The organism is Novosphingobium sp., assembly GCF_019748365.1.
GTDB lineage: Bacteria > Pseudomonadota > Alphaproteobacteria > Sphingomonadales > Sphingomonadaceae > Novosphingobium.
Window position 1 is genome coordinate 1 of the sequence record NZ_JAIEPN010000123.1, and the last position, 10,887, is coordinate 10,887.

General features: G+C 65.7%; 10 protein-coding genes. 1 reads left to right on the forward strand and 9 read right to left on the reverse strand.

Annotated elements, in window-relative coordinates:
- Positions 1–72: 72 nt before the first annotated feature.
- The 7 genes from parC to K5Q19_RS14765 form a co-directional block, all read right to left on the reverse strand.
- A complete protein-coding gene (gene parC, locus K5Q19_RS14735) occupies positions 73–2,364 on the reverse strand; it encodes a DNA topoisomerase IV subunit A (protein WP_292946609.1) in 2,292 nt (763 codons plus the stop codon).
- Positions 2,365–2,452: 88 nt separating this feature from the next.
- Positions 2,453–3,289 (reverse strand): enoyl-CoA hydratase/isomerase family protein, encoded by an 837-nt coding sequence (locus K5Q19_RS14740; RefSeq protein WP_292946612.1) that lies wholly within the window; start codon positions 3,287–3,289, stop codon positions 2,453–2,455.
- Between the two features lie 157 nt (positions 3,290–3,446).
- Positions 3,447–3,992, reverse strand: coding sequence for a hypothetical protein (locus tag K5Q19_RS14745; protein ID WP_292946615.1), 546 nt, complete (start codon positions 3,990–3,992; stop codon positions 3,447–3,449).
- A gap of 156 nt (positions 3,993–4,148) precedes the next feature.
- Positions 4,149–5,792 carry a hypothetical protein gene (locus tag K5Q19_RS14750; protein WP_292946618.1) on the reverse strand — a complete coding sequence of 548 codons (1,644 nt, stop codon included), beginning with the start codon at positions 5,790–5,792 and terminating at the stop codon, positions 4,149–4,151.
- Between the two features lie 56 nt (positions 5,793–5,848).
- Positions 5,849–6,181, reverse strand: coding sequence for a 2Fe-2S iron-sulfur cluster-binding protein (locus tag K5Q19_RS14755; protein WP_292946620.1), 333 nt, complete (start codon positions 6,179–6,181; stop codon positions 5,849–5,851).
- 2 nt (positions 6,182–6,183) lie between these two features.
- Positions 6,184–7,257 (reverse strand): cysteine desulfurase family protein, encoded by a 1,074-nt coding sequence (locus K5Q19_RS14760; RefSeq protein ID WP_292946623.1) that lies wholly within the window; start codon positions 7,255–7,257, stop codon positions 6,184–6,186.
- Positions 7,254–8,276, reverse strand: a complete 1,023-nt coding sequence (locus tag K5Q19_RS14765) for an aminotransferase class V-fold PLP-dependent enzyme (RefSeq protein ID WP_292946626.1) — start codon at positions 8,274–8,276, stop codon at positions 7,254–7,256. The genes K5Q19_RS14760 and K5Q19_RS14765 overlap by 4 nt, the downstream gene beginning before the upstream one ends.
- A 142-nt stretch (positions 8,277–8,418) precedes the next feature.
- Between K5Q19_RS14765 and K5Q19_RS14770 the strand changes: the two genes are divergently transcribed.
- Positions 8,419–9,075: an alpha/beta hydrolase gene (locus K5Q19_RS14770; RefSeq protein ID WP_292930834.1), complete on the forward strand. Its 657-nt coding sequence runs from the start codon at positions 8,419–8,421 to the stop codon at positions 9,073–9,075.
- Between the two features lie 52 nt (positions 9,076–9,127).
- Here K5Q19_RS14770 and K5Q19_RS14775 read toward each other — a convergent pair whose 3' ends face one another.
- A complete protein-coding gene (locus tag K5Q19_RS14775; RefSeq protein WP_292946629.1) occupies positions 9,128–9,889 on the reverse strand; it encodes an SDR family oxidoreductase in 762 nt (253 codons plus the stop codon).
- 231 nt (positions 9,890–10,120) lie between these two features.
- Positions 10,121–10,887: TonB-dependent receptor (locus tag K5Q19_RS14780; RefSeq protein ID WP_292946632.1), on the reverse strand; the 767-nt coding region annotated here is incomplete at its 5' end.

The following is a 10,887-nucleotide window of genomic DNA, read 5'->3' on the forward strand; positions in this document are numbered from 1 at the left end:
GCGCGAAATGCGCGCCGAGGCCCGAAGAAGCGCCGGTGATCAGCGCGATGCGTCCTGCCAGTCTGTTACCCGTCATGTGAACTTGTTGTCCCTCGGAAAGCCGGTGGGCGGCAGCCGCCCAGCCGCGCCGCGCGCGACCTTCCACGGCAGAAGGTCCTTCTCGGTGCGCGTACGCCCGCTTTCTCCGCCCATCGCCCACGAAAGGCCATCCGCAAAAGTGAGCGTGACGGCATCGGCAAGGCCGCCGTCCTTGTAGCGCTGCAGGGTGACGCCCTGGCCCTTGGCGAGCACCGGCACTTCGCTGAGCGGGAAGATCACCAGCTTGCGGTTCTCCCCCACCACCGCGACGGAATCGTGCTCGGCGGCAATCTCGCGCACCACGGTGAGCTTGACGCCGGGCTTGGTGGTGACGACGCCGCGACCCTTGCGGGTTTCGGCGAGCAGCTCGTCCATCTCCGCCGCAAAACCGCGCCCGGTATTGGCGGCGAGCAGCAGCTGGCCCTTGGCCTTGTGCACCACGAGCGCCACGATCTGTGCTTCGGGATCGATATCGAGCATGGTGCGCACCGGCTCGCCAAACCCGCGCGCGCCGGGGAGCTTGTCTGCGCCGAGCGTGTAGAACCGGCCGTTGTCGATGGCGAACAGCAGCTTGTCGGTCGTCTGGCAATGGAGCGCGAAGGCCGGGCCATCGCCTTCCTTGAACTTGAAATCGCTGTCCAAGGGCAAGTGGCCCTTGGCCGCGCGGATCCAGCCGCGGGCCGAGAGGATCACCGTGACCGGCTCCTTCTCGATCATCGCATCCATGCTGAATTCGCGCGTGGGTGCGGCTTCCAGCAGCGTGGTGCGGCGCGCGCCCAGCGCCGTGGTCTCGGCGTATTCCTTGCGCAGCGCCTTGAGGTCGTTCTTGAGGCGCTTCTTCTGCAGCTTGGGATCATCGAGCAGCGCCTGCAGCTCGGCCTGCTCGGCGATAAGGCCGTCCCGCTCTTTCCGAAGCTCCATTTCCTCGAGCTTGCGCAAGCTGCGCAGCCGCATGTTGAGGATCGCCTCGGCCTGCCGGTCGGTCAGGCCGAACTCGGCCATCATGATCGGCTTGGGCTCGTCCTCGGTGCGGATGATCTCGATCACCCGGTCGAGGTTGAGGTAGGCGATGATGTAGCCGTCGAGCAATTCCAGCCGGTTCGCGATCTTTTCGAGCCGGTGCCGCGAGCGGCGCAGCAGGATGTCGATCTGCGCGATCACCCATTCCTGCAGCAGCAGCTTCAGCCCTAGCACGCCCGGCGTACGGTGCGCATCGAGCACGTTGAGGTTGAGCCCGAAACGCACTTCGAGATCGGTCAGGCGGAACAGCGATTCCTTGAGCAGATCGGGATCGACATTGCGGCTCTTGGGCACGAGCACGATGCGGATCTGGGCATCGCTTTCATCGCGCACGTCTTCGAGGATGGGCAGCTTCTTGTCCGCAATCAGCGCGGCCATCTGCTCGATCAGCTTGCCCTTCTGCACCTGGTAGGGGATTTCGGAGAGCACGAGCTGCCACTGGCCGCCGCCGAGCTTTTCGATCCCGGTTTCCTCCCAGCTGCCATCCTCCTGCCGCCCGGTGGAGAAGCGCCCGCGCACGCGGATCGCGCCCTTGCCGCTTTCATAGGCGGCGCTGATCGCGGCCTTGCTATCGACCACCAGCCCGCCGGTCGGGAAATCGGGGCCGTGGAACACCTCCATCAGTTCGGCATGAGTGGCCGCCGGATTGTCGATCAGCATGAGCGTGGCGTCGACAATTTCGGCCACATTGTGGCTCGGGATATTGGTCGCCATGCCGACCGCGATGCCGCTGGAGCCGTTGGCGAGGAGATTGGGGAAGAGGCCGGGGAAGATTTCGGGCTCTTCCTCCTCGCCGTTGTAGGTGGGGTGGAAGGTGACGGTGCCTTCCTCCAGCCCCGCCATCAGCCGCATCGCCGTGCGCGTCAGCCGGGCTTCGGTGTAGCGGTAGGCGGCGGCGTTGTCCCCGTCGATATTGCCGAAGTTGCCCTGCCCCTCGACCAGCGGATAGCGGAGGGCAAAATCCTGCGCGAGGCGGACCATCGCATCATAGACCGAGGCATCGCCGTGCGGGTGATACTTGCCGATCACATCGCCGACCACGCGCGCGGACTTCTTGAAGGCGCCTGCCGGATCGAGCTTCAGCTGCTGCATCGCCCAGAGCAGGCGGCGGTGGACCGGCTTCAGCCCGTCGCGCAGATCAGGCAGCGAACGCGCGGTGATCGTGGAGAGCGCATAGACGAGGTAGCGCTCGGAAAGCGCGGCATCGAAAGGCGCATCGACGATGGCGTCGAAGGGATCGGGTTCGGCTTCGGTGGTTGTGGTCATGGCAAGCATGGCCATAGCAAGCCCGGCGCGGGCATGGGAACAGGCGAGCGCGCGAGTTTACCCCGATGATTTGTGGCACTCTTGGCGTTCAGGTTCCCCGCGCAACCTCGGCGCTCAGCTCCGCCACCCTGAGTTCGGCCTCGCGGGTCTGCCCGCCCCGCGCCATGAAGCTGCGCATCTTCTCGCGCGCGGTATCGCTGAACAACAGGGTCTGGAACAAGTCAGACTCGATCCGGCAGCCTTCGTCGAGCGGCAGCGCCGCCGCTTCGATCGAGCGCTTGGCAAGCTGCACGGCTTCGGGCGGAAAGCTGGCGATGCGCTGCGCGAGCGCCATGACATGCGCGTCGATGACATCGGCAGGCAGCGCACGGTTGAGCCAGCCCCACTTCTCGGCGGTTTCGGCATCGAGATCGCCCGCGCCGAGGATGATCTCGATAGCCCGCGCGCGGCCGACGAGGCGCGGCAGGCGCTGGGTGCCGGTGCCGCCGGGCAGGATACCGATGGGCACTTCCATCTGGTTGATCACGGTCTTGCCGATCACCCCGAAGCGCATGTCGAAGCTCATCGAAAGTTCCGCCCCGCCGCCACCGACACGGCCTTCGATCTGGGCGATGGTCACCTTGTCCATCCGCTGAAACCGCGCGCACATTTCGTGGTAGGTGTTGACGTCGCCGCTCGGCGCGGAGGGTGCGTCAGCCATGGCGATCAGCAGACTGACATCGAAATGGGCGAGGAAGAAATCGGGATCCGCGCTCTTGAGCACGAAGACCAGCGCGTCCGGATCCGCTTCCAGCTCGATGGCGAGCGCCGTAAGTTCCTGAAACAGCTCCATCGTGATGACATTGATCGGCGGTGCATCGACCACGGCAGTGACCAGCGCGCCCGCGTGCACAACTCGCAGCAGCTTGTAGGTATCATAGGCCATGGCTTGTTCTCCCCCGTATCGGGGATCGGCCAGCCACCTGTGCCCATTCCCCCGTTGTGCGGCCTGCGCGCCGGTGCGCCCTTGATCGGCGCAGCTTCACATCCGCTGCCGTCCAATCAAGCACGCCCCGCAGATCGGAGCCACACAAATCCGGAAGCTAAGGCGCAGGAAACTCGAGCGCGCGGGACTCCTGAATGGGAACGTAGTTCTCCGAGATCACTTTCATCGCGCTTCTGAACAGGGCGGCATCATCGAGGCCCGGGATGTACAGCTGGATCACGCCAAGCTCCGCGCCCATTTTCCCGTCATAGTGCACTTTGCCGCCCCTAAAGGCTCGATTGCTTGTGCCTTTGTAGCAGCGCAACGGGGCGGTAACCTCGCACACGATCCGCCACGTCATGCCGGGCCAATCGGTCGACACGCAGCAGTGTTCGCGGACCAGAGATGCCGTGGGCACGCCGTAGGCCCTCGCCTGCTGGTCGATCAGATTGTAATGCTCTTCCAGCAGCCACCAACGGCCGGGGCCCTTGGGCGGGTACTCGGCAATGCAATAGCGCACCAGCCGTGCCCCCGGGTTGATCCGGGCGTCGACCGGATTGATCATCCCCCCGTCGCTCTTCAGACCTCCTCGCGCATCTAGCCGGGATTGATCCAAGTTGAATGCCAGCTGATTCTTGAACAAGCCAATATCTGCAAAGGCCACTTCACCCCTCCCGATGATTGAACCGCGCCTGATCGTCCAGTGGTCGCCAGCGGTATCACAACCGGAGCCGTCCCGGTAAGCGGATTACTGCAAAGTCGGCGCCCATCTTCCCATGCCGGGGATGCCATGTCTGGCAGCGCCCGTTTCAAGCTTTGTTTAGTTCAAGGTCGCATCGAATGTGATCGCAAAGCTCGCCCCCGGCGCCAGGGTCGTCGCCGATGCGGTCAGCGTGCCCGTCTGGAACGCGACGCCGTAGGGGTCGGTCTCGTCTGCGCCTGCCGCATCATCATCCTCGACCGTGGTCGCGGTCGCGCAGGTGCCGCCGCTGCGCGCGGTGCCCGGCGAATAGGTGATCCCGGCGGGCAGAAGGTCGGTCGCGGAGATGCTGGAGCCGGCAAGCGTGCCGGGATTGGTGACGAGGATGCAATAGCGCAGCGCGGCGCCCGGGATCGCCTTGGGATTGGAGGTGTTGACCGGATCGGACAGCACGCTCGAAGTCTTCGTCACCACCAGCGCGGGGACGCGCGTGTTGGTATAGGTGCACACGATGGCGGTTTCGGTGACGCCGATCGTCAGGCCGTCAGCCAGGTTGGTATCGGCGGCGCCGGTGCAGGCCACAGCGCCGACATAGCGGCTGGCATTGGTGCCGGGGAACGCCTCGCCCAGCACGACCGTCTCGCCCAGCACGACCGGCGTGGGCGTCGTACTCGTCACCAGTGCGCTGGCCGTGGTGGCTGTCGCCGCGAGGGTGCCGATTGCGGTCGTCCCGCGCGAGAGCGTGACATCGGCCCGGTCGCCCACGGTCGCATCGGCCCACTGCTTGCGCAGGGTGACGCGGCCATCGTTGTCGGTGATCGTGTAGGTGCCGGTGGTCTGCACCGAAGCGCCGCAGGTGGTGGTATTGGCGATCGTATAGCCGGTGCCCGCGCTGATCGAGTAGGTGATCGTCTCGGCGGCTTCGACTGCCGTATCGTCCACCACGCTGATGCCCAGCGCGATCGGGGTGTTGAAGTAAGTGCCCGCAGGGATGGTGACGGTGAATGTCGCAGCATTGCCGGGGGTGGTGTAATCCGTGCCGCGCGTGGCGCTGCCGCCGGTTATGTTGACGATCACGTTGATCGCGCTGGTTGTGGAGCCGGTGACGAGGAGCGTGGCCATGCTGGCGGAAGGCACGCTTTCCGCCCCCGTGCTGCTTGCCGCCGAAATCTGGACGAAGGGCCGCAAGGATAGCTGGATCGCATCGAGGAAGTTGCCGAACGAGCCGGTATCAGTGGTGGTGAACTGCACCCGCTGCATGCCCGAGGTGCCGCTGTAGGTCGCGCTGCCGGTGTTGACGTTCCAGACCTGGTTGGCGGTGGTCGAGGACTGGGTCGCCAGTGTCTGAATCACCGTGCCGCTGCTGTTGGCAACCTGGAACCGCGCCGTCTGCGTCGCCGGACCGCCAGAACGCGCGCGGTGGGCGAAAGTCCAGCCGAACGGTTCGCCGTTGATCAGGCAGATGTTCTGGAACAGCGTGCCGTTGGTATTGGCGTTCATTTCGGCAAAGACGTTGCCTTGATAGGCAGGCACGCCGTTGAAATTGCTGTCCCACAGCTCGATTTCGCCGGTGGTGGAATTCCACCCGGTGACCGATGCGATGGGCAGTATCTCGAAATTGGGCGCGCCCGGACCGGCCGGATCGTTGGCTTCGAACGAGGGATTCTGCAGCGCACGGAGCTGGGCATGGGCGGGCGCCGCAGCCATGATCGCGAGCACGAACAGCAGCGCGCGAAACAACTGAAACTGCAACGCCTGACGCAAAGCGGCTCCCCGGGGCGGCCCTTGATCCGGACCTGTGCAGATACCCCTAGCGTGCCTCAGCGCCCCTGCATATCCCGTGCCTCTTCCGGCACGCGGACTTCGAGGCCGTCAAGCGCGTCGGTCAGCACGATCTGACAGGACAGGCGGCTCGTCCGCGTCACCCCGGCGGCGAGATCGAGCATGTCTTCCTCGTCCTCGCTGGCGGGTGCGAGCTTGTCGAACCATTCGGCCGCCACCACGACATGGCAGGTCGAGCAGGCCATCTGGCCCTCGCACGTCCCTTCCAGCGGCATCCCGGCGTTCTGGCCCACTTCGAGCAGGCGCGTGCCCGGCGCGGCTTCGGCCGTGATGCGCTGGTCTTGCGCAGTGATGAAGGTGACCTTGACCATGGCTACAACGCTCCCTGAGCCTCCACAGCCGCATGAATTGCGGCGGCGGCCCGTTCAAGATCCTCTGCCCTGGTATAGCGTCCGAAGCCGATCCGGATCGCGGTTTTTGCTTCCCTGTCCGAAAGTCCGAGCGCGCGCAAGACGTGGCTGGGCCGCCCGGACCCGCTGGCGCAGGCCGAGCCCGCAGAAAAGGCCAGGGTGCGGCAATCCGACATCAGTCTGCCGACATCGAGACCATCAAGGCGGATGTTGAGATTGCCGTGCCAGCGCGCCTCCGCATCGCCGTTGAGCGTCCAGCCGGCGAAGAGTGCGCGGGCCTGATGCCACAGGCGCTCCACATGCTGTCCATCGCTTTCCCGCAGACTTGTGCACAGGGCGGCAGCCGCGCCGAACCCCGCGCAGAGTGCTGGCGATAGCGTGCCCGAGCGCAGGCCCTGCTCCTGTCCACCGCCATGGATCAGCGGGGTGAGCTCAAGGCCATCGCGCACCCACAGCGCGCCGATGCCCTTGGGGCCATGGAGCTTGTGGGCACTGATCGCGATCATGTCGGCATTGGCGGGCGGGGCGAGCTTGCCTGCGCCCTGCACCGCATCGCAGAGGAACAAGGCGCCCGCGGCGTGCGCCACCTCGGCCAGCGCCGCGACCGGCTGGACCGTGCCGATCTCGTTGTTGACCTGCATGACCGCGACGAGGCCGGTGCCAGCGGGGATGGGCGCCGCCGGATCGACCAGACCTTCGGGCGTGACGGGGAGCACCGCGCAGTCCGGATCGACAAAGCGCGCGGTATCGAGCACTGCCGCGTGCTCGATCGCCGAAACCGCCATCCGCTTGGCGCCGCAGCCGAAGATCGCCAAGTTGATCGCCTCTGTCGCGCCCGACGTGAAGATCACGCGGCCGCCGGGCGGTAGCAGCGCAGCCACTTGCTCGCGCGCCACTTCCACCGCCGCTGCTGCCGCGCGGCCCGGGCGGTGGGGGCTATGCGGGTTGGCGAAGCCATCGTCCGAGAGCCACCGCAGCATCGCCTCGCGCGCTTCGGGGGCGAGCGGGGTGGTGGCCTGATAGTCGAGGTAGATCACGCCTTGATCTCCCGCCAGGCCGCCAGGAAAGCCTCGATCTCGCCTTCCGTCGTCTCCCGCCCGATGGAGACGCGGATCACTTCGCCTGCATGGGGATAGCCCATCGCGGTGAGCACGGGGCTGGCTTTGAGCGAGCCCGACGAGCAGGCGCTTCCGGCGGAAACCGCGATGCCCATCCCATCGAAGCGGATCAGCTGCGCATTGGCCGAGCGGCCGGGCATGCGGTATCCGGCGATGGTGGGCAGGCGCGGTGCGTCCTGTGCGACCACTTCGCCTCCCGCTGCGACGATGCCCTCATCGAGCATCAGGCGCAGGCGCACAGCCTGTTCAAGCCACTCGTTGCCCGCCTCCAGCGCGGCTGCCATGGCAAGGGCGCCGGGCAGGTTCTCGGTCCCGCCGCGATAGCCGCGCTCCTGCCCGCCGGTGGGCCGAAGCATGGCCCAATCGCGCACGAGCAGCGCGCCCACGCCTATGGGGCCGCCGAACTTGTGTGCGCTGATGGCGATCATATCGGCCATGGGTAGCGCGATCTTGCCTGCCGATTGGGCGCAATCGGCCAGCAGCAGGCCGTCCGCCAGCTTCACTGCCCCGTGCAGGCCAAGCAGCGAGTGCATGACACCGGTTTCGTTGTTGACCTGCTGAACTGCAACCAGCCCGCCCAGCGGCACATCGCCTTTGACCAGCCACCCGTCTGCATCCACCGGCAGCCGCGCGGCTTTGTCCGCCCAGCGCAGCACCGCCTCATGCTCAACCGCCGAAACCGCCACCAAAGGCTGCACGCAGCGCGTGATCGCCAATGCCAGCGCCTCGCTCGCGCCTGAGGTGAAGATCACCTCCCACTCCCAGCCCAGCGCAGCCTTCACCCGCGCCCGTGCGTCCTCCAGCGCCGCCCTTGCCGCGCGGCCCGGTTTGTGCGGGCTCGAAGGATTGGCCCAGAGCGCGAAGCCCTCGAGCATGGCCTCGCGCGCTGCGGGGAGCAGCGGTGTGGTGGCGGCATGATCGAGGTAGATGGCAGGCATCGGGTACGAGAATCCGTATACTGGCGGGAATGATTGCTTTTGAGGCAACCATTTCTATATAGCGGCTTCTCGCTTTTCCCAGCCCCGGCGTGGAGCGCAGCTGCAAGGCCCGCACGCCGAACCCTGCAAATCAGGACAGTCCATGCCCGCAGTCATCTTTCCAGGTCCCGATGGTCGCCTTGAAGGCCGCTTCCAGCCCGCCTCGCGTCCGCGCGCACCTGTCGCCATGATCCTCCATCCGCACCCGCAGGCCGGGGGCACGATGAACGACCGCATCACGCAGGCGATGTACAAGACCTTCGTCGCGCGCGGATTTGCCACGCTACGCTTCAACTTCCGCGGCGTCGGCCGCAGCCAGGGCTCGTTCGACAACGGCATTGGCGAATTGTCGGACGCTGCCGCCGCGCTCGACTGGGTGCAGTCGATCCACCCCGAGGCGAGCACGACGTGGATTGCGGGCTACTCGTTCGGTGCGCTGATCGGCATGCAGCTGCTGATGCGCCGCCCGGAAATCCGCGGCTTCATCTCGGTCGCGCCGCCGGCCAACATGTATGATTTCAGCTTCCTCGCCCCCTGCCCCGCCTCGGGCATCATCGTGCAGGGCGCGGCGGATACGGTGGTGACGCCGAACGCGGTGCAGAAGCTGGTCGACAAGCTGCGCACGCAGAAGCACATCACCATTCACCACGACGAGATTCCGCGCGCCAACCACTTCTTCGAGAACGAACTCGACGACATGATGCGCGCGGTGGACAACTACCTCGACATGCGCCTCTCGCCGGATTGCCCGATCCGCTGAGGCTGCAAACCCCCTCCTCTTCAGAGGAGGGGGCTGGGGGTGGTGACGCAGATCAGAACTGCACCCGCTTGGTGTAGCCGCCATCGACGACGATGTTCGCGCCCGTCATCGCCATGCAGGCGGGCGAGGCGACGAACACGATCGCGCGGGCCAGCTCCTCACCCGTGGCCATCCGGCCGATCGGGATCTTGGCGAGCGTGCTCTCGTAGAAGGGCGTCATGTTGTTCTTGATGTAGGTCCACGGCCCATCCTCGGTCATGATCGGGCCGGGGGTGATGCAGTTGACGCGGATGCCCTGCGGCGCGAGCGCCTGTGACAGGTCCGACGAATAGACCATGACCGCCGCTTTCAGCGCATTGTATGGCTGCACGCCCATGAATTCCTCGACCGCGCCGGTCGAGCTCATGCAGATGATCGAGCCGGCATCCGACTTGAGCAGGTGAGGCTTCGCCGCCGCGACGCCGCGGCGCATGGGCAGGATATCGGCCTGCATCACCGCATCCCAGCCGGCGTCGCTGTCCTCACCCAGATTGGCCGAGGTGAAGCTGATGAAGATATCACAGCCGCCCAGCGCTTCGGCCGCCTTGTCGACGAACGCGGGCACCGCTTCGGGATCGGTGACGTTGAGCGCTTCGGCGTAGACCGTCACACCGCTGGGCGCGAGTTCGCCGACGATCTTGTCAACCTTGACCTGCGTGCGGCCGCACACTGCGACATGGCAGCCCTCGGCCGCGAGAGCCAGCGCCACCTGCCGCCCGATGCCGCCATTGGCGCCGACGAGAATGGCCTTCCTGTCCTTGAGCCCCAGATCCATTGCGCGTTCCTTCTTCCGAGTTGCGATGCGTGACCATGGGGAGGGCACGCGGATGCGGCCACTCCCGATTTGGGCAGGGTTGTCCTGCATTGCGGAGAAAGTGGCAATGGGAACTCCGCGCATTGCTCCCCTGACTCGTCATTCCCGCCTTCGCGCGAATGACGAGGTTTATTGAAGGCACCGGAGGCAAAATACCCCTCCCCACATGAGGAGGGGTACCAGCAAAGCAGCTCAGAACTTGACCGTCGCCTCGATCCCGAACTGCTGGCGCGGGGCCACCACGCCGAAGTAGAACAGGCCCGCATCGAGCACGTTCGAAAGCCGGCCACCCTTGTTGAGCATGTCGCGCGCATAGGCCGAGATGCGGAGGGTCTTGAGTGCGGTGCCTTCGTGCAGCAGCGCGATCGAGGCATCGAGCGTGCCGTAGGCGGGGATCACATCGCGGCGCAGGCCAGTCGTATCCGCCAGCGGCGAGGTGGTCAGGTCGTCGATGAAGGCATAGTCGATGGTCATCGTCACACGGTTGGCGCTGCTGATCTGCACCCCGTAATCGACCCCGGCGTTGAACGAGAACTTCGGCGCGCGGCGGAAGTTGCGCTGGGAGGAGACGTCAACGAACTGGCCGGGATTGGCAAGGTCGGGGATCAGGAACGAATCGTATTTGGCATTGAGGTAGCCGCCCGAGGCGCGCAGCGTGAGATCGGGTGTCGGCCGTCCCTGCATTTCGAGCTCGACGCCCCAGATGCGCGCGGAGGCCGCGTTTTCGACCACTGTCTCGGTACCGGCACCGGCGGCACGGATGATGTCTTCCTGCTTGTTGTTATACTTCACGTAGAAGACGGTGGGGTTGAAGCGCATCTTGCCGCCGAACAGCTCGCTCTTCACGCCGCCTTCAAAGCTGTCGACGCGTTCGGGATTGTAGGGCCCGATCGAGGTGGGCGAGGTGGCGCGGCCGTTGAAGCCGCCCGAGCGGAAGCCGCGCGACCAGCTGGCGTAGA

What these genes read in the sequence shown, in the direction of transcription:
- parC (WP_292946609.1), bottom strand. Translation starts at nt 2,364, where the DNA reads ATGACCACAACCACCGAAGCCGAACCCGATCCCTTCGACGCCATCGTC.
- K5Q19_RS14740 (WP_292946612.1), bottom strand. Translation starts at nt 3,289, where the DNA reads ATGGCCTATGATACCTACAAGCTGCTGCGAGTTGTGCACGCGGGCGCG.
- K5Q19_RS14755 (WP_292946620.1), bottom strand. Translation starts at nt 6,181, where the DNA reads ATGGTCAAGGTCACCTTCATCACTGCGCAAGACCAGCGCATCACGGCC.
- K5Q19_RS14765 (WP_292946626.1), bottom strand. Translation starts at nt 8,276, where the DNA reads ATGCCTGCCATCTACCTCGATCATGCCGCCACCACACCGCTGCTCCCC.
- K5Q19_RS14770 (WP_292930834.1), top strand. Translation starts at nt 8,419, where the DNA reads ATGCCCGCAGTCATCTTTCCAGGTCCCGATGGTCGCCTTGAAGGCCGC.
- K5Q19_RS14775 (WP_292946629.1), bottom strand. Translation starts at nt 9,889, where the DNA reads ATGGATCTGGGGCTCAAGGACAGGAAGGCCATTCTCGTCGGCGCCAAT.